Genomic DNA, 20,855 nt, shown 5'->3' on the forward strand with positions numbered 1-20,855 from the left:
CGGCCTTTTTCATTGGCGGTCAGCTCGCGGCTCTGAAGCGCAGGATCTCGCGGCCATCCTTGCCTGATATTGCGAGCTTGCCGGCTTCGACCTTGTAGGACGCCGCCTTGGCCAGTGCATCGAACAAGGCCTTTTCCTCGGCCATCACCTCCGGTGCGCAAGCCATGTAGGTCGAGCCGATGTCGCTGATAGCGATGGCCTGGCCATCGACCTTGGCCGTGGCAAAATAGGTGTTGCAAGGGCCACGGCCGCCGGCCTTGCCGGCTTCGCTGACCCTGAACGTCGCCTGCGGCGCGGTGATGGCGCCGATACCGTCGACATAGTCGACCACCCAGAGCTGGCCAAAGACGGAAACCGCTGGCTCCGAGCTGGATGCCACCATCTTCAGCATTATGGTCTGCGGCGCGTCGGTCAGCGGATCGACCTGATGGCGTACGTCGGAGATGAACATCAGCTTGCCGTCGACAGTGATGCGCGCCTGCAGCGCATAGGTCATTTGCGGCCGGATCACCGAGGGGTCGAACTTGATCTCGAAACTGATCGGCACCTGGCCGCCTGGCTTGACAGTCTGCTCGCCGATAATCCTGGCCGGCGCATCGGCTAGCGAGACATCGGCAAGCTGGACAGACAGCACGGCGCTGGGCGGCAGGGCGATGCGCTCACGATAGATCACCTCGCCCCGCACCGCCTTTTCGGCGGCGATGGACTGTTCCGGCACAGCCAGGATGCCGACAACCAGCGGCACCAAACCGAAGACGAAAAACTCCGCGAGCCTGTCCAGCATGACCACCTCCCTTGCCCCGGGTCGCCAACGCCCGAGCCGATCACCTCGCGCAATTTGGCCAAAGGATTGCGGTCAATGCATGGCTGCGACAGGGATTTATTCGGAAGGCGATTACCAGCGCTTCGCGGCCTGCGTGTCGGCTTCCTTGGCTTCGACCCAGCCGCCTACGGAGCCATCGACGCGATGCTCCTTCTTCCAGAAGGGTGCCCGCGACTTGAGGTAATCCATAAGAAAGTTCGCCGCTTCGAACGCAGCCTGGCGATGCGCCGAGGCGGACACCACCAGCACGATGTTCTCGCCCGGGCGAATCTTGCCATGGCGGTGGATGACGGTGAGGCCTTGCAACGGCCAGCGCCGAACCGCCTCGGTGGCGATGCGACCGATCTCGGCCTCCGCCATGCCGGGATAATGCTCGAGCTCCAGTGCCGAGAGCGCGCCCTGCTCGTCGCGGCAGAGGCCGGAGAAAGAAACCACGGCGCCAATGTCGGCGCGGCCTTGCGTCAGCCCAGCGATCTCGGCGGCGACGTCGAAATCCTGGCGCTGGATGCGCACGCTCGGCACCAGGGCGGCCGGCATGAGTGTCAGCCCCCGGTCATCGGCGGGAACAGGGCGATCTCGCGCGCGCCCGCAATCTTCTCGCGATGATCGACATGTTCCTGGTTGATGGCAACCCGGATCACGTCGGGATATTGCAGCGCGTGCTCATAGCCTTCGCCGCGCGATTGCAGCCAGCGCAAGAGGTCGGCGACTGTCTCGATGTCGGCGGGCAATTCGACCTCTTCTTCCGATGTGCCGATGCGCTCGCGCACCCAGGCGAAATAGATGAGACGGGTCGTCATCTCACTCATCCATGATGTGCTTGAGGCCGGCGCGGAAATAGTCATAGCCGGTGTAAAGCGTGACGAGCGCGGCGATCCACAGCAGCACCAAGCCGGTCTGCGTCGTCAGCGGGAATATCTTGTCACCGGCCGGCCCCGCCAGCAGGAAGGCGATGGCGACCATCTGGATGGTGGTCTTCCATTTGGCAAGCTGCGTCACCGGCACCGAGACCTTGAGCGCGGCCAGATATTCGCGCAGGCCGGAAACCAGGATTTCGCGGCACAGGATGATGATCGCCGCCCACAGCGACCAGCCGGCAATGCCGGCATGGCGGTCGGTGTCGGCCGCCAGCAGCAAAAGGCACGTGGCGACCAAGAGCTTGTCGGCGATCGGATCGAGCATCTTGCCGATGTTGGAGGTCTGCTGCCAAGCGCGTGCAAAATAGCCGTCGAAATAGTCGGTGACGGACGCCAGCAGGAAAATAACCAGCGCCGACCAGCGGGCGAAGTCGCTCGATTTCAGATGGCCTTCCAGAAAAAAGCACAGCACAACCAGCGGCACCGCGATGATGCGGGCATAGGTCAGCATGTTGGGCAGGTTGAACGCGCGCTGGGCCATGTCGTGAAGGACTCTCTCTGCCTGCGTACTCAAATCAGAAGCTGATGTAGGGGGTCAACAGGCCAAAATCGATTGGCCAGATGAAAATAGCGCCCTGGCCGTCAGCTCTCGTGGAAATGATTGTAGACCAGTTTGGCCACCTGCTCGGAAATGCCGTCGACCTTGACAAGATCCTCGACCGCCGCACGGCTGACCGCCTTGGCGGTGCCGAATGCCAGCAGCAGCGCCCGCTTGCGGCCTGGGCCGATGCCGGCGATCTCATCGAGCGGGCTCTTGACCATCTCCTTCTTGCGGCGCGCCCGGTGCGAACCGATGGCAAAGCGATGGACCTCGTCGCGGAGCCGTTGAACGAAGTAGAGCACGGGATCGCGCACCGGTAGCGAAAACGAGTCCCTGCCCCTGACGAAAAAACGCTCGCGGCCGGCATCGCGGTCCTGCCCCTTGGCGATGCCGATGGCGACAACGCGATCCTCGATGCCGAGATCCGAGAGAATCTTGCGAACCGCCGTCATCTGGCCCTGGCCGCCATCGATCAGGATGACGTCGGGCCAGGCCGGGAAACTGCCGGAAATATCGTCTTCGATGTCATCACTCGCTTCCCCCGAGGCCGCATCATCGGGCACCGCAACGTCGCCATGCTCCTTGAGCAGCCGCAAAAAGCGGCGCTCCATCACCTCGCGCATCATGCCGAAATCGTCGCCCGGCGTGATCTCGGTCGAGCGGATGTTGAATTTCCGGTACTGGTTTTTGACAAACCCTTCCGGTCCCGCGACAACCATGGCGCCGACCGCATTGGTGCCCATAATGTGCGAGTTGTCGTAGACCTCGATGCGCACCGGCGGCTTCGCCAGGCCGAAGGTCTCGGCGAAACCGGCAAGCAGCCGCCCTTGCGTCGATGTTTCGGCCAGCCTGCGGCCCAACGCCTCACGCGCATTCTGCAAGGCGTTGTCGGTCAAATCCTTCTTCTCGCCGCGCTGCGGCACCGAGATCGCCACCTTGCGGCCGGCGCGGGTGGAGAGCGCCTCGGCCAGCAGTTCCTGGTCCTCGACGCCGTGCGACAGGAGGATGGCGCGCGGCGTCGGCTTGTCGTCATAGAACTGCGCCAGGAACGAGCCCAGCACTTCGGCGGCTTCTAGCGCCGGATCGGCCTTGGGGAAATAGGCGCGGTTGCCCCAGTTCTGGCCGGTGCGGAAGAAAAACACCTGGATGCAGACCTGGCCGCCTTCCTGATGAATGGCAAAGACGTCGGCCTCGTCGACGGTCGCCGGATTGATGCCCTGATGGCTCTGCACATGGGACAGGGCGGCCAGACGGTCGCGATAGATGGCGGCGCGTTCGAAGTCGAGGTCTTGCGAGGCCTGCTGCATGGCGGCCGAAATTTCGGTCTTCACCTTCTGGCTGCGGCCCGAGAGAAAGTCCTTCGCTTCGGCGACCAGTTCGGCATAGCCCTCATGCGAGATTTCGCCGGTGCAGGGCCCGGCGCAGCGTTTGATCTGGTACAGCAGGCACGGCCGGGTGCGGTTCTCGTAAAACGAGTTTGTGCAACTGCGCAGCAGGAAGGCGCGCTGCAGCGAATTGATGGTGCGGCCGACGGCGCCGGCCGAGGCAAAGGGGCCGAAATAGTCGCCCTTGCGCGACCGCGCGCCGCGATGCTTGTAAATGCCGGGCGAGACATGGTCGCCAGTCAGGAGAATATAGGGGAACGACTTGTCGTCCCGCATCAGAACGTTGAATCGCGGCCGCAAGCGCTTAATGAGATTGGCTTCGAGCAGCAGCGCTTCGATCTCGGTGCGGGTGACGACGAACTCCATCGTCGACGTCTCGCGCACCATGCGGCCGATGCGGTTGGTGTGGAAGCGCCCTTGCGCGTAGTTGGTGACGCGCTTCTTCAGGCTGCGCGCCTTGCCGACATAGAGCACGTCGCCGGCGGCGTTCATCATGCGGTAGACGCCGGGCGCATTGGGCAGCCGCTTGACCAGCGTCTGGATCACCTCGGCGCCGACCATGCCCTCGGCGTCGCCGGCATGCGGCGTCCAGTCGATGGCAGTGAAGGCGACATCCGGGCCGGCAGGTTCGACGATCTCCTCGAGCGCCTCGTCCTCGAGGTCGATTTCGGGAGGAAGATCGTCGGCGCCGCCGCGCGCCTTGTTCTTGTGATCCAAAGGACTCATTCCGTCATGCCTGTCACATCGGGCGTCTGCCATGCAAGATGCTGGCCGCCATCGAGCGCGATCATCTGGCCGGTGACCGAGCGTGCCTGCCAGAGATAGCGGATGGTGGCGCCGAATTCCGGCAATTCCGGGCCGCGCTTGAGGATCAGGCCTGCGACTTGCGCATCGAAATCGGAATCGTCCTGGCGCACATTCTTCAGCGTCGGCCCCGGACCGATTGCGTTGACACGAATGCATGGGCCGAGCGCCTGCGCCAACATCTGCGTCTGGGTCCACAACGCGGATTTGGACAGCGCATAGGAGAAATAGCGTGGCGTCGGCCGCCAGACGCGTTGATCGATGATGTTGACGATCAGCCCGTCGCGCCCTTCGGGCAAGGCATCGGCGAAATTCCGCGCCAACAGTGCCGGGGTTTTCACATGGATGGCAAAGTGGCGGTCCCAGGCCTGCCAGTCGAAATCCTCAACGGAATCGTCGACGAAGAGCGAAGCATTGTTGACCAGCAGCGAGATTGGGCCGAGCGCGGCTTCAGCCTGGCCAATGAGGTCGCTGACGGCGTCCATGTCCGTCAGGTCGGCGCTCACCACGGCAGCGCGGCCGCCAGATTGGTTGACCTCCGCAGCCAAGGCATCCGCCTCACCGCGCGAGCGATTGGCGTGGATGGCTACGGCAAAACCATGACTGGCAAGGTCTTCGACGATTGCCTTGCCGATCCGTTTCGCCCCGCCCGTCACCAGCGCCGCGGCAGTGGCCTTGCTCATCTCGTGTCAACCCTCAATTTCGGCTCGAAAAAACGATGCCGACGAAATATGGCCCGCCATGCGTTAAACAGCGTTCGCTCCTGGGGCAGCATTGTGGCGAAAAGCCCGGTTCGGCATGCCGACACGTCTTGGACTAGCGACCGCCGAACCGCAATATAGGGCGCCGGAGTCCTTGCACCAAGCGGTGTGCAGCGCAGCATGAAATGGCTGCTGACAATTCGCTGTTGCGAAGATGCAACGTCAAGGTTCTGCCTCATTCGCGCCGGGGAATGACCCAAGTTCAGGTTCGCTTCAGCCGCATTTTGACACGACATTTGGAACCGACGAACGCCAGATCCGTTTCACCCCCCGGACGGGTTGATGGCGATCGTGAGAAACAAGCCTGTGTCCTGTGGCTTAAGGAGTAAAGAACAATGCAAGCCAATCTCAAATTCGCAAGGCCGCTGGCCGTTGCGCTCGGGCTCTTCGCCCTCGGTGGTACCGCTTATGCTGCGGACGTCGTTCAGGAAGAGCCGCCGGCACCCGCCCCGGTTGCCGAATTGCCTGTAGCATCCTGGGCCGGCCCCTATGCCGGTCTGAACGTTGGCTATGGCTTTAGCGGCCATTCCAACGCCAAGGATATAGGTGTGAACGTCGGAACCAAGGGCTTTGTCGGCAGCGTCTTCGGCGGCTACCAGTGGCAGCAGGAGAACTTCGTGTACGGCGGTGAAGCCGAACTCGGCTACAACGGCGTCAAGGGCGACAACGCCGGCATCGATTCAAAGGCCGGCTTCGAAGGCTCGCTGCGTGCCCGTCTCGGCTACGCGGTGACCCCGGAAATCCTGCTGTATGGCACCGGCGGTCTCGCTGGCAGAAGCCTGAAGATCGATGATGGTGTCAGCAGCGATCGCGCCACCATGGTTGGTTGGACTGCTGGTCTCGGCACCGACATCAAGCTGACCGACAATGTCTTCGGCCGCGTCGAGTACCGCTACACCGACTTCGGCAGCAAGAGCTTTGACAATGTCGGCAAGGTCAAGGCGACGGACAACCGCGTCACCTTCGGCGTCGGTATGAAGTTCTAAGTCGTTCAAGCCACGACACGAAAGAGCCGGGCCTCGCGCCCGGCTTTTTTATTGTCCAAGATGTCTTCAGACCGTTCGCTGCTTAGCTCCGAGTTCGTTCGCGCCGGCTGTGGCTTCCGGCGAGACATGGACATAGCCTCCATCTTACGCCCGCGATTGAGACGACTCTCACGCCGGAATCGCGGACGTCAATTCCGGGAATTTTTCGTCGAAGCGCGCCGCCCAGCGGGTCAACCGGCCGCGGCCCTTTTCCCATTTGCCGGCGAAACGCAGCGAGAGATAGCCGAGGCAGGCACGCAACGCGATCTGCCCGGCGGTGATCTTCTTCGGCAGTTTAGGCGGGTTGGCATTGAGCAGATCGAGCGCGGCGGTGATCTTCGTCCATTGCCGGTCGAGCCAGGGCTGATAGACCATCTCCTCAGGTCGGGTGCGGCGCTCATAGACCATCGACAGCGCGCAATCGCAGATGCCGTCGGCCAGCGCTTCCAGCACTTCCGCTTCCAGCCGCTTGTCGGGATTGCGCGGGAACAGCGCGCTCTTCGAAATCCGGTTGAGGTGCTGGGTGATGGCGCGGCTGTCGTGTACCGAACGGCCATCGTCGAGCACCAGCACCGGGATCTTGCCGAGCGGATTTGCTCCGGTCAGCTCGGCCGGTTTGTCCTCCGTCTTGACCGGCACCAGATCGATCGCGATGCCGGCATAGGCAGCGGCCATCCTTACCTTGGAGCTATAGGGAGAGGTGGATGCGTAGAGCAGCTTCGGCATGATCGGTTTCCTGTTTGCAGGCATCCAGTGTTGACTGGACAGGCGCTCGCGATCAATCGCCAGAGGGCAAGAAAACAACAGCCAGAAACCGGTTGCCGTTTCCGCTCCAGACATCATCGACAAGCCTACAGACTGGTACGCTGGAAAACGCCGGCGAACGACCACGGCAGGCTGACGGTACTCTGCGGTCGCATCTCACAAGCCTCACGGCGTTGCGCCGAGGCCTTCGCCAATCGCGGCAAGTCGACAATCCAAAGAGCGAGCGAGGCAGCCAACCGGCGCCTCGCTTTGCTTGCCCCTCGGTCCCATCCCGATGTTCGGCCCTCAGGGCTGAACCCGCTGCCGGACTTGCTTCGGTCCAGTGCGTCAGAGCGTCCTTGCCAGGTCCCGAGGGAAAGGCGACGCCCCAACGACCGGTCTACTTCTTGGCCGGAGCCTTCGCCTTCGCAGGCGCTGCCTTGGCCTTCGGCGCTGCGGCTTTCTTCACCGCGGGCTTAGTCGCGGCGGCGGCTGCTTTCATGGCCGGCTTTGCTGCTGCTTTCGCGGCCGGCTTTGCTGCTGCCTTCGCGGCGGGCTTTGCCGCTGCCTTGGCGGGCGCCGCCTTCTTGGCCGCGGGTTTCGCCGCGGCCTTGGCCGCAGGCTTCTTCGCCGGTGCGGCCTTGGCCGCCGGCTTTGCCGCTGCCTTGGCGGGCGCCGCCTTCTTCACGGCGGGCTTCGCCACAGCCTTGGCCGCAGCCGGCTTCTTGGCCGGTGCTGCTTTCGCTGCGGGCTTTGCCGCCGCCTTCGCAGGCGCTGCTTTCTTCACTGCTGTTGCGGCCTTCGCCGCGACTGCTTTTGCGGGTGCTTTCTTTGCCGGTGCCTTGGATGCCGGCGCTTTAGATGACTGCTTAGCCATGTCATGCCCCTTCACGTTATGCCGATGGCCGTGAATGACCCCGGCGCGCAATGCATATCTGACTCGCGGCTCGCTAGCCAGCGAAGCAATGGTATGATTTTCTCAGCTTAAATTTTCGTTGAGATCGAGACACGATCGCACTCATCATCGCGAAAATCCGCTGTTGATCTTCTGATATCGTCCGCAATTTCACGTAGGCATTCTCGATGCGGAGCTACCATGAAGCTCAGAAGATTAGCGAGCAGCTTCGCGCACGATGTTCGGCCGCGAATATCGCGACCTGCCACCTCGTCGAGACGATCATCTTCTGTATTTGAACAGTCCATGCGGATCACGATCGCGACGCAGCGACCGATCTGACGATTACCTTGTCAAGCATACGTTCGTCACTTGCGGTGAGTTGACAGATAACTCTGCACGGCAGAGTATTCTGCAAGAGAAAAGTTGCGGCTTTGATTTCGACCGCACCAAGGCAAGTGACACGATCGCCGCGCGCGACCGCCAAACCGCATGGAAACGGTCCAGGGCTTTGCCGCAGTGGAGCCGAACGATGAGTGCCGACGAGATCATCCATCAGATTACACGGCTGCGGATCATGGCCGTCCTGAACACGCTGGAAAGGCGCGAGGCGATGGAGTTTACCCAGTTGAAGGCCATGATCGAAACCACTGACGGAAATCTCGGAGCACATCTCGATACGCTGGCGCGGGCAGGCTATGTCGACGTTGAAAAGCTCTTCGTCGGGCGGCGACCGCAGACCCGGGTCAAGGCAACGACGATTGGGCGGCGAGCCTTTCGCGGTCACATTGCCTTTCTTCGCAAGATCATCGATCAGGCCGAGGCCGGGCAACGCAGGAAATAGGACTGCGATCGAGCGATCTCCAAATTCACACTCTGCTGGCGTTTGTCCGGGATAGGCATCGCGCATCCCGTCAACACAGCAAGACGCCTGCGGTTGATCGAACCGCAGGCGTTAAAGCCATCGAGAATGGAAAGTTGCGTCTAGCGCAGGACCCGGCAGCGGCCGTTATAGACCATCCAGCGGTCGAAGCCCGCGACGCAGAACTCGACATTGTCGCCAATCGAGGCAAAGCCCTGGCCTTCCTCGATCAGATACCAGATGGTGCGGGCGCGGCCGTCGGAGAGACTGACGGTGGCGCCGCAATAGCGGCGGCCGATCGGCCAGGAGTCGTTGGCCGGCAGGTAGCGGTGCTGGTGGATGCGCTGGAAGTCGGTGATCTGCACGTCCGGCAGATGCGGCACGTGATGCACCTGGTAGGAGAAGCGGCTGGTGATCTTGCTCAGCACCCAGGGCTGCCCGCAGACGCCGCCATCGTCATCGGAATAGACGCCAAGGTCGGCCGCCTGCACCGCCTGCGTCACGCCGAGAGGCACGGCAAGCGGGGTGCAGAGCGAAATCAGGGCGGCAAGGGCGGATTTGGCGAAGCGAGTCATGACAGCCTCTCAAGGTCGATTACGCGCACTGTGCGGATTCGCTTGGCGGCGGTCAAGCGGTTGCTCAGACAATGGTTTCCAGAAACCACGCTAGACCGTTGCCGCAAGCAATAATCCGCCGACAACAGCGAAATTGACCAGGAAGGCAGACCGCAGCACCTGCCGTTCCGACCCCCTGCAGGCCCAGAACCGTAGCAGGAGCATGTTTGCCGCCAACGTAAACACCACCAGCGCGCTAGCCGCGAAGGGCATCGCGATGCCCTTGGCAAGCAGCGAGCCGGCAATGATTTCCAGCGCCGAGCCGACGGCGAGCAGGAAGGCCGGAGCCGGAAGTCGCCGGGCGGCCAGGTACTCGGTCATAGCCCTGAATTTCACGAAATGTTCGATGCCGGCCCATATGAACACGCCGCCGATCAGTAGCGCACCCAGCGCCTGAACCGTTTGAGTAAGCATGCCAACCTCCCACTGAATGTCCGGGTTCAGTTTTCGGGAAGAAAGGCAGGGTTGAAGATGACTTCCCAGAGATGGTCATCCGGATCCTGGAAATAACCGGCATAGCCACCCCAGAACGTCTTCTGGGCCGGCTTGACGAGGCGCGCGCCGGCCCTGATGGCCTGCGCCATCACGGCATCGACTTCGGCCTCGCTCGTGACATTGTGACCGATGGTGAACTCGGTCGGGCTGCGGCCGGTCTGGCCGATGCCGGCGTCAAGGGCGATGTTGGAGCGTTCGAATATCGCGAACTTCAAGCCACCCTGCAGATCGAAGAAGGCGACGGCGCCATGCTCGAACTCCCGGCCGATGATGCCCTCTGTCGGCATCCCAAGTCCGTTTCGGTAGAATTCCAGCGAAGCTGCCAGACTATCGACACCAAGCGTGATGACACTGATGCGAGCTTTCATTTTGATTTCTCCTTTCTATACTCAGGACTTGCGTCGTGACGTGAGCGTGGATGTGGTCGCAAATGCCAGCGGAAGGCTTCATGTGATTTGCCATGATTGGAGCTGCGCGCATTGAAGATTTCGGCCAAAATGGCGAAGAGCGCGGACCGAACGGCGAGCCCAGGAGCAAGATTGCGGGCCAGGCAGACGGATGACGGCTGAAGGGATGGAAGCGGTACTGGCGCAGACCACCGGCTTTTTCCAGGAACGCCCAGCAGACAGGCGACTGGGTGCCGTCTTCGCGTCCGTTTGGATCCACCGCATGCAGGAACAGGACGCTCCACCTGTCGTGATAACGCCGGATGCGACGATCGACCTGCAGTGGATAGACGGCCGATTTCGGATCGCGGGACCGGACCGGGAGCCGCAGATCGAGATGTTGCCGTCAGGAGCGACGATTATCGGGTTCAGATTCCGGCCAGGGGCGGCCGTCGGCTGGCTGGGCGCGTCGGCCAATCAGATCGCGGGAGAACGCCTTGACCTCAGTGACCTCTGGGGTGCGAGGGTGCGCAATCTGGCAGGCCGCGTCCGCGCCACCCACGATCTGGCCGGCATGGTGGGACAGTTGGAGGAGGCAATCGGGGCACATACGCCAAAACACAGTGCACCCGATGCGGTCATGGGCGATGCCTTCGACTTGATCGACCGGGGTCTGCCAGTCGACAAGCCGTTGGTGCCGTTCCTGATGCGCACATTGCATATGACCGAGCGGACACTGCGTCGCCGTTTCGAGGAAAGCTTCGGCTACGGCCCCAAGACTCTCGACCGGATATTGCGCTTTCATCGCTTTCGGCGCCTGCGGCAGGTGTCCGTCGATGCCTCGACCGCGGTGTTGGCGGTCGAGGCTGGCTATGCGGATCAGGCTCATTTGATACGCGAAAGCAGGCGTCTATCCGGCATCACGCCATCAGTGCTGGCTGCCTCTGGACTATAGCGGCGCCCCGGCCAACGCAGTCGAAGCCATGCCCGCCTACTCCCCGGCCAGCCATTCCAGCGACCAGTGCGCCGGCTTTTCCACGGCGAGCAATCTGTGCAGGGCCGGCAGCACGGTTCGCAATTCGCCTTCCAGCGTGAAGGGCGGGTTGACCACGATCATGCCGCTGCCATCGAGGCTGGGCTCCGAAGAGGCCGGCCTGATCTCGAATTCGATGTCGAGGATTTTCGGGATGCCGGATTGCTTCAGCGCCTTCCTGAAGGCGATGACCGCCTTGCGGTCCTTGATCGGATACCACAGCGCATAGAGGCCGCCGGGCCAGCGCTTGTAAGCCCTTGTGAGCCCGGCGACGAGACGACCGAACTCGCCCTCCTCTTCGAAGGGAGGATCGATGAGCACCAGGCCACGCTTCTCCTTCGGCGGCAGATGCGCTCCGAGCGCCAGCCAGCCGTCGAGTTCCATCACCCTCACCTGGAAATCGCCGGCGAATTCCGCCTTCAGCTTCGCGGCGTCCTTCGGGTGCAGTTCGATCGCCGACAACCTGTCCTGCTTGCGCAGGAGATGACGCGCGAGCAGCGGCGAGCCCGGGTATTTCTTCACGCCGCCTTCGGCATTGAGCGACCGAACCGCCTCCAGATAGGGCGCCAGCAGGGCGCCCGCCTTCGCCTCGAACGAGGCGCCGACCAGCCTGCCGATGCCGCCCTGCCATTCGCCGGTCTTCTGCGCCTCGACCGACGAAAGATCGTAGCGGCCTATGCCGGCATGGGTGTCGACGACGCGAAACGCCTTGTCCTTCTGCTTGAGATAATCGAGCAGGCGCGTCAGCACGACATGCTTGACGACATCGGCGAAATTGCCGGCATGATAGGCGTGGCGGTAGTTCATGATCTGTTGCCGTTACACATGTCGTTGCCCCAAAAACCGCTGCACACTTTCGGGCGACATGCGTCAACCCCTGCCCCAGCGCGGCGGCGGTGGTTGCGAATTCGGATTCTCCGGCCGGCTGCCGCCGGAACGCAACGAAAACAGGAAGCCGATCAAACCGATCGCCATCAGCGAGAAGCCAACCGGCCGCGCACGCCGGTCGGTTTCGCCGACGCCGGAGCGCAAGACGAGATCGACCGCCCGCATCGGGATGTCTTCGGCATCGCCCGGACCGACGGTGAAGACATAAGGACCTGAATTGACGGTGGCGATAACGCCGGCCTCGTCGCGAAAGATCTTGTCGGGCAGCTGCGGGCTGACCTGTCGCGGGTTGTCGGCATGGTTGAATTGCAGCGTCGAGGCAAGCACCGTGCGGCCGTTGCTGGCGGCGGTCAGCGTCAACACGGTGCGCTGTTGCGAAACGATGCGTTCGGCCCGCGCGGTCAGGTCGACAAGGACCCGCACCGGCGCGTCACGACCCGAGAGCGACACGGTCAAGGGCTTGAAGCGGCCCTGCTCGTAAACGCGCCAGGTACCGATCTCATGGCCGGAGAAATTGGTCATTGCCCAGGGATAGAGGGCGCCGACACCGATGCCGGCGAGCAGGATCAGGACAAACAGAAAGCGCATTCAGACGGCCACCTTGTAATCATACCTTACCGGCCAACCGGCCCGCACCGGCAGCGTCGCGCAGGCGCTCCATCTCGTCCAGCAGCATGTCGATCCCGAGCTCGAATCATGTCTGCCTATCGCATTCTTTCATCCGCGCCCTCATCCATACGCCACACCTTGCCGCTCGCCGCCGCCGGCGGTGCGCTCACGTTGGCCTCGGCACCTGCCCATGCCGACGACTACGATGCAACCCTCAAGGACATACAGTCGACCATGGGCGGCGTGCCGAGCGTCGTGAAGCAGGACCCCAAAGCCGGTCTGCCCGGAGCCTGGGCCGAGGTCAAGGCCATCGAACTCGACGACAAGACGGCACTGCCGCCAAAGGTCAAGTCGCTGATCTCGCTGGCGGTGGCGGCGCAGATTCCGTGCAATTATTGCATCTGGTCGGAACGCTGGACGCCAAGCGCGCCGGCGCCACCGACGAGGAAGATCCAGGAGGCCGTGGCGATGGCCGCGCCGCTGCTGCCAAAACCCCCAACATAGCGTCAAGTAGCCAGTCCAAACTCTTGATCTTAAACGATTATTCTTTCTTGGGCGAAGACCGTACGACATCGCCGGCGGTAACCCATCCGAGGGTTAACCATTTGCAAATTGTTATGGTTAAGGAACCACTAATTTAGTTGACTATGTTCTCCACAGGTATATTTTTGTGGCGTTGGGATGTGCAATTTGGGCGAGCAATCGACGATGGTGGCACTGGGCGTGTGATCGCGATTTTGGGTCGTGGAGACGGGTGAGCGACGTCACGTAAACCGTGCGGCGCAGGCTCGCCAAACCCAAAGAACAATTAACGCACATCAATGTTGGCAAATCCGCTGATGTGGAGGGTTTGTCTCGTTCTCAAGGCGTAGCTGGGCTGTTTGTCCCGGCTCGGCGGTAGCGTACGCGTTGCGTAAGGGGGTAAGCATGAACAAGGTCATCAAGGTCCTGAAACTGGGATCCGGAATCGGTCAAAGGGAGTCCCACCAAAAACGACGTCGCGCCCTGGTTGCCGGGGGCGCGGGCTTCCTGGGGTCGCATCTGTGCGAACGGCTTTTGCGGGATGGGTATGACGTCGTCGCCATGGACAATTTCCACACCGGCAAGAGATACAATCTCAGCGCCCTTCTGCGTGATCCCAGATTCACCTGCATCGAGCATGACATCATCGATCCGCTGCCTGCGGACCTCGATTTCGACGAGATCTACAATCTGGCCTGCCCTGCCTCTCCGCCGCACTACCAGGCGGATCCGATCCACACTTTCAAGACCAGCGTTCTCGGTGCGCTGAACCTGCTGGAACTCGCGCGCCGGAACAACGCCAAGATTTTTCAGGCCTCGACCTCCGAGGTCTACGGCGACCCGTTCGTGCACCCACAACCCGAGAGTTACTTCGGCAACGTCAACACGCATGGTCCGCGGTCTTGCTATGACGAAGGCAAGCGTTCGGCAGAAACCCTGTTCTTCGACTATTCGCGGACCTATGGCCTCGATATCCGCGTCGCCCGCATCTTCAACACCTACGGTCGCCGCATGCAACCCGATGACGGGCGCGTGGTTTCGAACTTCATCGTCCAGGCGCTGCGCGGTGAGGACCTGACCGTCTATGGCAGCGGCCAGCAGACCCGCTCCTTCTGTTACGCCGACGACCTTATCGAGGGCTTCATGCGACTGATGAATGCGCCGCATGCGCCCGCCCATCCGGTCAATCTCGGCAACCCAGGCGAATTCACGATCATGGAACTGGCGACGCTGGTCGTCAGCTACACCAACTCCAGATCGAAGATCGTGTATCGGCCACTGCCGGTCGACGATCCGAGGCAACGCAAGCCGGACATTTCCTTTGCGAGGGACAATCTCGGCTGGGAGCCCAGGATCAACCTGGCCCAGGGGCTCGAGCACACCGTCGACTATTTCGACACCCTGCTTTACGGCAGCCGGAGGTTCACCGGAGCAGCCGCTTCATGAGCCGACCGGCGATCCTGGTGACAGGTGGAGCGGGCTTCATCGGCAGTCACACCTGCAAGCTGCTCGCCGCCGCCGGCTATCTGCCGGTGGCGTTCGACAATCTATACCGCGGTAACCGGAAATCCGTCGCCTGGGGTCCGCTTGTCGTTGGCGATATCAGGGATCCGGACGCGCTCCGAGCGGCGATCAGGACCTACCGGCCGACATCGGTCATCCACTTCGCGGCACTGGCCTATGTCGGGGAATCCGTTGACAAGCCGGCGGACTATTACTCGACCAATGTGACCGGCACCATCGCCGTACTGGACGCGGCACACGCGCACGGCATCGACAACATCATCTTCTCCAGCAGTTGCGCAACCTATGGCGTGCCAGAGGCGTTGCCCATTCGTGAGACCTCTTCGCAAAATCCCATCAGCGCTTACGGGCGCACCAAGCTGATGGGAGAACAGATCATTGGCGACTATGCGTCCGCCTATGGGATGAAGTTTGCGATCCTGCGCTATTTCAACGCCTGCGGTGCAGATCCTGACGGCGAGCTCGGCGAATGGCATTCACCCGAAACGCATCTGGTTCCCCGGGTGCTGATGGCGGCGTCAGGCATCATCAACGAAATCGAGGTCTTCGGCACGGACTATGACACGCCGGACGGCACCTGCGTGCGCGATTATATCCACGTCAGCGATCTGGCCCGCGCCCACCTGAAAGCGCTGCAGCATCTCGAGAGCGGCGGACAAAGCCTGGCGGTCAACCTTGGCACCGGGCGGGGCGTATCCATCAAGGAGATCATACAGGCGGTCAGCAGAATAACCTCAAGACCAGTTCCTGCCGTCTTCAGGCCCCGGCGCCCAGGAGATCCGGCCGAACTCTATGCCGATCCGGGCAAGGCACGCGCGCATCTTGGCTTCGTGCCGCAGCTTTCCGACATCGACACGATCGTCAGGACCGCGGCCCCCTTCTTCGGGCTGCAGACGAAACCGGCGAAACTGCCGTCAAGCGATGCGGCGACACCCGTCGCCGCTCGATAGGTCAGAGATAGCGGGGGTGGCAACTGGCGAGCCGGCCAAATCCACTCGGGCTGCAGATATAGGGCGCACTGCCCAGCAGCGGACCACCATCGCCAGGGCTGAAAGCGACCTTCACAGGTCCAAGCGTGCGGACCTTGATCGCCTGCGGTGACGAAAAAGCGTATGTACTCCCAGTCGACGGCACCGTGCTCGTCATTAGAATCTCAGGGTCGGCTCTAAGCGTATGAACCTGATACGTGACGTAGATCGGCTGGACGGCGGGTTTGCTGCGGAGCGGATGAACGACAGGTTCGATGAAGACCGCATCGGTTCGGGCCGCATCGAGACCCTGACAACCCGAAATCATCGCCACAGCCGCGACGATACATAAATTGTATTTGGCAGGACGCAATGCGTGCATTGCGAAATTGACCATCATGTATCCCCTCCTGTCGAGCCGAGAGCGCGTTGCGACATGGTATTCTTTGGCCACATTCACGCTGATGAGCAACCACTCAAACCAGCATCGCACAGAAATATTAGAATGCGCTTATAAATTATACCGTGCGAATGCCTGACGTCTCGCCGTTCTGTAAAATCGAACGCAATAGTACGCCGGGAACTTCGGAAAGGCGTTGACGAGTTACGATATGCGATTCGCGAGTTCCCCAACAGGCGCGCGGCAAAAGCAGCCCACTGTCAAAACAGGGAAAGATTTGAGGTCTGCTGCCCCGCCATGTGGCCAAATCGAAACGCACAATCGCAGGTAGCGTCAACGCGGGTAGGAGGCAGATCGGCTCGATATGAACCGAAACACGACCTAATTCTTGGCATCAATCAGCTTGCGTGTCTCTTCGAACTGCGCGCGTTTGGTGTCGCCCGCTTCGAATTTCCGGTATTCGTCGGAAGGATCCTCGGGGGCTCGTTTGAAGCTGTACCACTCCCCACCCGGCTCCTTGCGCTGCTCGATGGCTCCATTCTTGATGCGGTGGCCATAGCAGGTGCGCTGCTGCCTGCCCTTGTAGGTCTTGGACCGCCAGGCGACCTCCATGCACATCTTGCCGTCTGTAGTTACCAGCCACCTGCCCTCCGCGACCGACGCTGAATCCTGCCCCGACGTCCACGCCCTGAGGGGCCGACCGGTCTGCCCGAAGTAGGCGGCTCCATCTTTCCAAAGCCATGTCCGATCGGTGTAGAGACGCTGCAACTCAAAAGCCGTCGGCACGGCGATGACAGCTTCGGTGGGCTTGGGCTTCTTTTCGTCGGTCGCGTTAGCCGCTCCGGCAAGCGCCAACTGGCCACAAACGACCAGCAGAGGCACAAGCCATATGTGCCGGGCAGACTGGCCGCGCCCCGCCCCTCCAGCTGTACGTGGCCAAGGCAATCTGGTCGAAGCTGTCGGCACAATCAGCGGTCGCATTTCGATTTTCGCATCTCGATCCAGCGTAGCGCCGACACGATCATGACCCAGGACGCGCCACCACGGAGCGTTCTCCCTATCCACGCAACACGTGGCCGCGCGGTCAGCAGCTTGGCATACGAGCATTAACAGCCGGGCAAAGACCGATGTCAACCTTTTGCGCCGTAGCGAGGCGCTTCAGGCCGTGGGGTCAACAGTCTGTAAAACAGGCCGACGTGAGACTTCGACCTCAAGCAACGACGGCCGATCGAAGACGGTTCAAACGCATATGTCGATTGGTATCGGCGCCAATGAAAATCCGGGCGCGAGGGTTGGCCGGCGCGGCCCAAGCCGCCTCACCACTCGCGCCCGGATTCCGTCCCCGCGGAACTCTTGCTAACGCGCGCGGCAGGTCGCGCGCTGGCCAAATCCACTCGGACCGCAGATCCACGGGGAATGACCAAGGAACGGGCCACCATTGCCCAGCTGGAAAGAAACCTTCACTGGCGCCGGCGTGACGATCCTGGCCGGTTGCGGCCGCACGAAGGCTGCGTGGGCAGTCTCGGTCGTGCGTGTCACGCTGGTCGTCTGCATGAGGCGCTGGCGGCTGAACACATGGTTCCGCTTCTTGCCGACGTAGTGGATCTTCTTACCGGGCGCATGCGCCGCGGGCTTGGCGGCGAGCGAACCGGTTGTGGTCGCGTCCATGCTCTGGCAACCGGAAACCATCGACATCAGTGCAACGGCGGCTAAAGACCAGGCATTGTTTCTGCCTCTAACGGCCAAATCCCTCATGAATTGATTCATCATCCATCCCCTGTCGATAAATGCCATCGATTGGACGCGGAGATATTCTTGGTTCGGTGTCTTCCGCGCCGTGCGAACGGTCAATCGCCATTCACATCGTGTCCGAATATTAGGGGATACTTATTAAAATTCGCGCAAACGGCGTGGTGAACGCCGTATTCCGCGCTTCCATAGGATTTTACTAAAATGCTACCGGAGTGGATGACCGAGCGGCAAGACAGCCGTCCATAAGCCGACCGATTTGAGCATCACAACGAATCTTGCAATTCACATACCGGTAAGCGGCGCTGGCGATGCGACCCGTTTCAAGGTACCCATGGCGCTATATGCACCCCTCGATAAACGGGCCGCTGACCCACAACGAACCATCATTGAACATGCTGGTCCCGCTGTCGTCGATGAATCCAACGGCCTTGTTGTCGACACGCAGCCTGTTCTTCGGCACCGTCTGGCCATTTACCCTGACACTCCCGACAAACAGGTTGCGATCGCCCGCCTTGCCGGCCCCGGCCCAGAGATCGTTGGCATAGCGCAGTTCGATCTTCTGCGGATTCGGCATGGCGCCGAGATTGAAGCGAAACGGTACGGTGTGAGCGGACGCTGCCTTCAACTCCTCCACGATGGCATCAGCGGTGATCGCTTTGCTTTCCACCCCCTGGACTTCCATCTGTCCAACCGGCTCTCCGTCGACCAGGACGTCTAGCCGAGGCGATCCTTCAAAGCTGGTGCCGGCGGCGTCGACCTCAAGGCTGGCGATCCGGCAACGTGCCGCGCTTTTCTCCGCCTGCGCGACCATATCCGCCACGCGCCGCTTCTGCGATTGTACCCACCCGGCGATGGGCCGCAGCAGTTCGCTATGGTCGCCCGCTTCGTCCTTGACGAGATTGACTTTTTCCGTGGGATCCGCCTTGAGGTCATACTCCTCGACCTTGCCGGTGGACGCGTTGAAGATGACCTTGCGATCATCTTCGCGATAGCCGAATTGATAACCGCTCCACGGGCTGAAGAAGAATGTCCTATTCGGACGCTGCTTGCTGAACAGGCTGTGGCCCTGCCATGACTTAGGGAGCGGCAAGCCTAGTATGTCAAGGATAGTCGGAGCTATATCGACAATTCCGCCGACGGAATGGACTACATCATCGTGAAAAAGCTGCTTATTGATCATGATGAGGGGAATGTGGACGTTTTCTTCGTATAGCGCACTGGCATGGACGTAGTTACCATGTTCTCCAAATGCCTCGCCGTGATCGCCGAGTATGACCACAAGTGTGGAATCGAGTTTGCCGGACTGCTTGAGTGAATCGAGGATCTGTCCCAGCGCCTGGTCGCCGATTTTCAGAGCATTGAGGTAGGCGTTGAATTTCTCGTCATCCGAGTAGTGAACCTGGACGTTGTCTTTGGACGAAGCAGGCATCGTCGAAAACATAGGACTATCAATCAGATAAGGGTAATGCGTCATAGCGGTGAACATCACGGCAAAGAACGGATCTTCTGAGTTCGCATTCACCCAGTCGATTGTTGACTGCGCCGTACAGAGGTCGCTGTTGTAGTCCATGTTCTTCCATTTTTCATCGCTGAGCCTGAATGTGGGAACGTTGCATTTCTGCCCGCGATAATCCTTGACGACGTCCAACCCCCTCTTGAGCAGAAATTCATTCACGCGCTGAAAACGTGAATCCGCACTCCAGAAAAATGCGGTGCGAAAGCCATTCTCGGACAGGGTACTCGAAATCGAACTTAGCGGCAGATCCGGATGACTCGCCGTCATTCCGTAGTACGATATATCGTTGTACATCGAGCTGAACAAAGAGAAAATGGAATATTGAGTAGACGGTGCATGAGCATATACGTTGTCGAAGCGCATCGAATCGGTTGAAAATCTCTTTATATTTGGCGTTACGGGGTATTTACCGCCAAACGTCTCGATATGCCTCGACGGGACTGACTCCATCATGAAAACAAGTACATTCTTGATCGGGTTTGGCGATTGCGCTTTGAAATTGGAGGTTTCCGCCGGCCGTTCTCCAACACTGGCGACGTCTGGATCGCTGGCGTCGACTTTCATGGTGAAAACGACCGGCGAAGGATTGAGCAAGGCGGATTCAACAAAATGCACAATCGGGTTTTCCATTTTTGCCACCGGCAGGGCCGCAGCCTGCAGATAGCGTTCAGTGCCGAACAGTGCCGAGGCAACGCACAGGACTACCAGGCCCAGAAATATCGTGCGGCCGGTTGCTCCTAGCCGCAAGCATAGCCTCGCTGCGGCATACCCCAGGACGAGGACAAGCACTATGGACAAGGACGAAGCCGCAAAGTCCCTCAGATTGAACGCATCGCGCATGGCGCTCTGGGCGTCGGCGTTCTGCAGGAAGTCGCCGTAAACCAGCCATTGGAAACTGAACGGTTCGCTCAGCATCTTGACGAGATTGACGTTTGCAAAACCCCAACCAAGCAAAACCAAGATCGCAAGATAGAATATGACGACAACGATGCCGGTGCCGAAACCACTTCCCATCGCCAGGAAAAGCAGGACCAAGGTCGCCGCAGTCAGGAATACGACAAAAACCAGGTCATAGTGGCTTGCGGCAATTCCGCTCGGAATTGCGGCGAAAAAGCCTTGTAGCGTCGTTTGCGGGTCGATGATGAAGCTTCGATAGATACCCAAAAGCAGCCAGGAAAACAGTGCGGTGCAAATGATCAGCAAGCTTGCGCGAAAGAAGCGCATGTAACGAATGGAGCTAGACCGTGTATTGGATTCCATCTGACTGATATCCGTACGTTACTCTCTTGAACACCGAAACAACAAGTATCTGACCCTGTGAAGCATCAAGCAAGTGCTTGCGCCGCCATCTAAAGTCCCGCTGGCATCTGATCGGTGCCGGATTCGCCCTC

The 20,855-nt window shown here is 60.7% G+C and carries 23 protein-coding genes; 7 read left to right on the top strand and 16 right to left on the bottom strand.

What is annotated here, in order from left to right; all coding sequences use genetic code 11:
* Nucleotides 1-19: 19 nt before the first annotated feature.
* The 6 genes from EB233_RS23185 to EB233_RS23210 form a co-directional block, all read right to left on the bottom strand.
* Nucleotides 20-784 carry a YbaY family lipoprotein gene (locus EB233_RS23185; protein WP_064991710.1) on the bottom strand — a complete coding sequence of 255 codons (765 nt, stop codon included), beginning with the start codon at nt 782-784 and terminating at the stop codon, nt 20-22.
* Nucleotides 785-895: 111 nt separating this feature from the next.
* Entirely contained in the window at nt 896-1,360 is a 465-nt protein-coding gene (locus tag EB233_RS23190) for a molybdenum cofactor biosynthesis protein MoaE (protein WP_064991711.1), read from the bottom strand.
* 5 nt (nt 1,361-1,365) lie between these two features.
* The gene (gene moaD, locus EB233_RS23195; protein WP_064991712.1) at nt 1,366-1,623 is read right to left on the bottom strand and encodes a molybdopterin converting factor subunit 1; all 258 of its coding nucleotides are present in this window, start codon (nt 1,621-1,623) and stop codon (nt 1,366-1,368) included.
* A 1-nt stretch (nt 1,624) separates the two neighbouring features.
* Nucleotides 1,625-2,221, bottom strand: a complete 597-nt coding sequence (gene pgsA, locus EB233_RS23200; protein WP_010915213.1) for a CDP-diacylglycerol--glycerol-3-phosphate 3-phosphatidyltransferase — start codon at nt 2,219-2,221, stop codon at nt 1,625-1,627.
* A gap of 101 nt (nt 2,222-2,322) precedes the next feature.
* A complete protein-coding gene (gene uvrC, locus EB233_RS23205; RefSeq protein WP_064991713.1) occupies nt 2,323-4,392 on the bottom strand; it encodes an excinuclease ABC subunit UvrC in 2,070 nt (689 codons plus the stop codon).
* Nucleotides 4,389-5,153, bottom strand: coding sequence for an SDR family oxidoreductase (locus EB233_RS23210; RefSeq protein WP_064991714.1), 765 nt, complete (start codon nt 5,151-5,153; stop codon nt 4,389-4,391). Before EB233_RS23210 ends, uvrC begins: the two co-directional genes overlap by 4 nt.
* Before the next feature lie 413 nt (nt 5,154-5,566).
* Between EB233_RS23210 and EB233_RS23215 the strand changes: the two genes are divergently transcribed.
* Complete coding sequence (locus EB233_RS23215; protein ID WP_064991715.1) at nt 5,567-6,217, top strand: outer membrane protein; 651 nt, start codon at nt 5,567-5,569, stop codon at nt 6,215-6,217.
* A gap of 168 nt (nt 6,218-6,385) precedes the next feature.
* On the opposite strand, the gene EB233_RS23220 is transcribed toward EB233_RS23215, so the two are convergent.
* Nucleotides 6,386-6,982 (bottom strand): glutathione S-transferase family protein, encoded by a 597-nt coding sequence (locus EB233_RS23220; protein WP_064991889.1) that lies wholly within the window; start codon nt 6,980-6,982, stop codon nt 6,386-6,388.
* Nucleotides 6,983-7,440: 458 nt separating this feature from the next.
* Between EB233_RS23220 and EB233_RS31675 the strand changes: the two genes are divergently transcribed.
* Both EB233_RS31675 and EB233_RS23230 read left to right on the top strand, forming a co-directional pair.
* Nucleotides 7,441-7,911 (top strand): hypothetical protein, encoded by a 471-nt coding sequence (locus tag EB233_RS31675; protein WP_064991890.1) that lies wholly within the window; start codon nt 7,441-7,443, stop codon nt 7,909-7,911.
* A 516-nt stretch (nt 7,912-8,427) separates the two neighbouring features.
* Nucleotides 8,428-8,739, top strand: coding sequence for a transcriptional regulator (locus tag EB233_RS23230; RefSeq protein ID WP_064991716.1), 312 nt, complete (start codon nt 8,428-8,430; stop codon nt 8,737-8,739).
* Between the two features lie 140 nt (nt 8,740-8,879).
* Here the strand turns inward: EB233_RS23230 and EB233_RS23235 are convergent, their stop codons facing one another.
* From EB233_RS23235 to EB233_RS23245, 3 genes are all read right to left on the bottom strand, one after another.
* Complete coding sequence (locus tag EB233_RS23235) at nt 8,880-9,332, bottom strand: hypothetical protein (RefSeq protein ID WP_064991717.1); 453 nt, start codon at nt 9,330-9,332, stop codon at nt 8,880-8,882.
* Nucleotides 9,333-9,422: 90 nt separating this feature from the next.
* Nucleotides 9,423-9,785 (bottom strand): DoxX family protein, encoded by a 363-nt coding sequence (locus EB233_RS23240; protein WP_064991718.1) that lies wholly within the window; start codon nt 9,783-9,785, stop codon nt 9,423-9,425.
* Nucleotides 9,786-9,811: 26 nt separating this feature from the next.
* Nucleotides 9,812-10,234 carry a VOC family protein gene (locus EB233_RS23245; protein WP_064991719.1) on the bottom strand — a complete coding sequence of 141 codons (423 nt, stop codon included), beginning with the start codon at nt 10,232-10,234 and terminating at the stop codon, nt 9,812-9,814.
* 205 nt (nt 10,235-10,439) lie between these two features.
* Here EB233_RS23245 and EB233_RS23250 point away from each other — a divergent pair, with 205 nt between their 5' ends.
* Nucleotides 10,440-11,207: an AraC family transcriptional regulator gene (locus EB233_RS23250; protein ID WP_064991891.1), complete on the top strand. Its 768-nt coding sequence runs from the start codon at nt 10,440-10,442 to the stop codon at nt 11,205-11,207.
* Between the two features lie 36 nt (nt 11,208-11,243).
* On the opposite strand, the gene EB233_RS23255 is transcribed toward EB233_RS23250, so the two are convergent.
* Together EB233_RS23255 and EB233_RS23260 are read right to left on the bottom strand one after the other, a co-directional pair.
* Nucleotides 11,244-12,092: a 23S rRNA (adenine(2030)-N(6))-methyltransferase RlmJ gene (locus EB233_RS23255; protein ID WP_064991720.1), complete on the bottom strand. Its 849-nt coding sequence runs from the start codon at nt 12,090-12,092 to the stop codon at nt 11,244-11,246.
* A gap of 63 nt (nt 12,093-12,155) precedes the next feature.
* Nucleotides 12,156-12,761: a hypothetical protein gene (locus tag EB233_RS23260; RefSeq protein ID WP_064991721.1), complete on the bottom strand. Its 606-nt coding sequence runs from the start codon at nt 12,759-12,761 to the stop codon at nt 12,156-12,158.
* Between the two features lie 108 nt (nt 12,762-12,869).
* Here EB233_RS23260 and EB233_RS23265 point away from each other — a divergent pair, with 108 nt between their 5' ends.
* The 3 genes from EB233_RS23265 to galE all read left to right on the top strand — a co-directional run bounded on the left by EB233_RS23265 (nt 12,870) and on the right by galE (nt 15,778).
* Nucleotides 12,870-13,286 (top strand): carboxymuconolactone decarboxylase family protein, encoded by a 417-nt coding sequence (locus EB233_RS23265; RefSeq protein WP_244277809.1) that lies wholly within the window; start codon nt 12,870-12,872, stop codon nt 13,284-13,286.
* A gap of 423 nt (nt 13,287-13,709) precedes the next feature.
* Nucleotides 13,710-14,750 (top strand): UDP-glucuronic acid decarboxylase family protein, encoded by a 1,041-nt coding sequence (locus EB233_RS23270; protein ID WP_032917317.1) that lies wholly within the window; start codon nt 13,710-13,712, stop codon nt 14,748-14,750.
* Nucleotides 14,747-15,778, top strand: a complete 1,032-nt coding sequence (gene galE / locus EB233_RS23275) for a UDP-glucose 4-epimerase GalE (protein WP_064991722.1) — start codon at nt 14,747-14,749, stop codon at nt 15,776-15,778. The genes EB233_RS23270 and galE overlap by 4 nt, the downstream gene beginning before the upstream one ends.
* A gap of 1 nt (nt 15,779) precedes the next feature.
* On the opposite strand, the gene EB233_RS23280 is transcribed toward galE, so the two are convergent.
* The 4 genes from EB233_RS23280 to EB233_RS23295 all read right to left on the bottom strand — a co-directional run bounded on the left by EB233_RS23280 (nt 15,780) and on the right by EB233_RS23295 (nt 20,724).
* Nucleotides 15,780-16,196: a hypothetical protein gene (locus EB233_RS23280; RefSeq protein ID WP_064991892.1), complete on the bottom strand. Its 417-nt coding sequence runs from the start codon at nt 16,194-16,196 to the stop codon at nt 15,780-15,782.
* Between the two features lie 381 nt (nt 16,197-16,577).
* Nucleotides 16,578-17,078: a DUF995 domain-containing protein gene (locus EB233_RS23285; RefSeq protein WP_064991723.1), complete on the bottom strand. Its 501-nt coding sequence runs from the start codon at nt 17,076-17,078 to the stop codon at nt 16,578-16,580.
* Nucleotides 17,079-17,552: 474 nt separating this feature from the next.
* On the bottom strand, nt 17,553-17,963 hold the full coding sequence (locus EB233_RS23290; RefSeq protein WP_244277810.1) for a hypothetical protein: 411 nt from the start codon (nt 17,961-17,963) through the stop codon (nt 17,553-17,555).
* Nucleotides 17,964-18,285: 322 nt separating this feature from the next.
* Entirely contained in the window at nt 18,286-20,724 is a 2,439-nt protein-coding gene (locus EB233_RS23295; RefSeq protein WP_081294301.1) for a sulfatase-like hydrolase/transferase, read from the bottom strand.
* Between the last annotated feature and the right edge of the window lie 131 nt (nt 20,725-20,855).

It is taken from the genome of Mesorhizobium erdmanii (assembly GCF_013170725.1).
Classification (GTDB): domain Bacteria; phylum Pseudomonadota; class Alphaproteobacteria; order Rhizobiales; family Rhizobiaceae; genus Mesorhizobium; species Mesorhizobium erdmanii.

Bases quoted from the DNA above. Each gene is read 5' to 3' on its own strand.
- EB233_RS23235 (WP_064991717.1), bottom strand. From the start codon at position 9,332: ATGACTCGCTTCGCCAAATCCGCCCTTGCCGCCCTGATTTCGCTCTGC.
- EB233_RS23270 (WP_032917317.1), top strand. From the start codon at position 13,710: ATGAACAAGGTCATCAAGGTCCTGAAACTGGGATCCGGAATCGGTCAA.
- galE (WP_064991722.1), top strand. From the start codon at position 14,747: ATGAGCCGACCGGCGATCCTGGTGACAGGTGGAGCGGGCTTCATCGGC.
- EB233_RS23295 (WP_081294301.1), bottom strand. From the start codon at position 20,724: ATGGAATCCAATACACGGTCTAGCTCCATTCGTTACATGCGCTTCTTT.
- EB233_RS23190 (WP_064991711.1), bottom strand. From the start codon at position 1,360: ATGCCGGCCGCCCTGGTGCCGAGCGTGCGCATCCAGCGCCAGGATTTC.
- EB233_RS23230 (WP_064991716.1), top strand. From the start codon at position 8,428: ATGAGTGCCGACGAGATCATCCATCAGATTACACGGCTGCGGATCATG.
- moaD (WP_064991712.1), bottom strand. From the start codon at position 1,623: ATGACGACCCGTCTCATCTATTTCGCCTGGGTGCGCGAGCGCATCGGC.
- EB233_RS23210 (WP_064991714.1), bottom strand. From the start codon at position 5,153: ATGAGCAAGGCCACTGCCGCGGCGCTGGTGACGGGCGGGGCGAAACGG.
- uvrC (WP_064991713.1), bottom strand. From the start codon at position 4,392: ATGAGTCCTTTGGATCACAAGAACAAGGCGCGCGGCGGCGCCGACGAT.
- EB233_RS23185 (WP_064991710.1), bottom strand. From the start codon at position 784: ATGCTGGACAGGCTCGCGGAGTTTTTCGTCTTCGGTTTGGTGCCGCTG.
- EB233_RS23255 (WP_064991720.1), bottom strand. From the start codon at position 12,092: ATGAACTACCGCCACGCCTATCATGCCGGCAATTTCGCCGATGTCGTC.
- EB233_RS23260 (WP_064991721.1), bottom strand. From the start codon at position 12,761: ATGCGCTTTCTGTTTGTCCTGATCCTGCTCGCCGGCATCGGTGTCGGC.
- pgsA (WP_010915213.1), bottom strand. From the start codon at position 2,221: ATGGCCCAGCGCGCGTTCAACCTGCCCAACATGCTGACCTATGCCCGC.
- EB233_RS23245 (WP_064991719.1), bottom strand. From the start codon at position 10,234: ATGAAAGCTCGCATCAGTGTCATCACGCTTGGTGTCGATAGTCTGGCA.
- EB233_RS23220 (WP_064991889.1), bottom strand. From the start codon at position 6,982: ATGCCGAAGCTGCTCTACGCATCCACCTCTCCCTATAGCTCCAAGGTA.
- EB233_RS23250 (WP_064991891.1), top strand. From the start codon at position 10,440: ATGGAAGCGGTACTGGCGCAGACCACCGGCTTTTTCCAGGAACGCCCA.
- EB233_RS23290 (WP_244277810.1), bottom strand. From the start codon at position 17,963: ATGAATCAATTCATGAGGGATTTGGCCGTTAGAGGCAGAAACAATGCC.
- EB233_RS23265 (WP_244277809.1), top strand. From the start codon at position 12,870: ATGTCTGCCTATCGCATTCTTTCATCCGCGCCCTCATCCATACGCCAC.
- EB233_RS23215 (WP_064991715.1), top strand. From the start codon at position 5,567: ATGCAAGCCAATCTCAAATTCGCAAGGCCGCTGGCCGTTGCGCTCGGG.
- EB233_RS23280 (WP_064991892.1), bottom strand. From the start codon at position 16,196: ATGATGGTCAATTTCGCAATGCACGCATTGCGTCCTGCCAAATACAAT.
- EB233_RS23240 (WP_064991718.1), bottom strand. From the start codon at position 9,785: ATGCTTACTCAAACGGTTCAGGCGCTGGGTGCGCTACTGATCGGCGGC.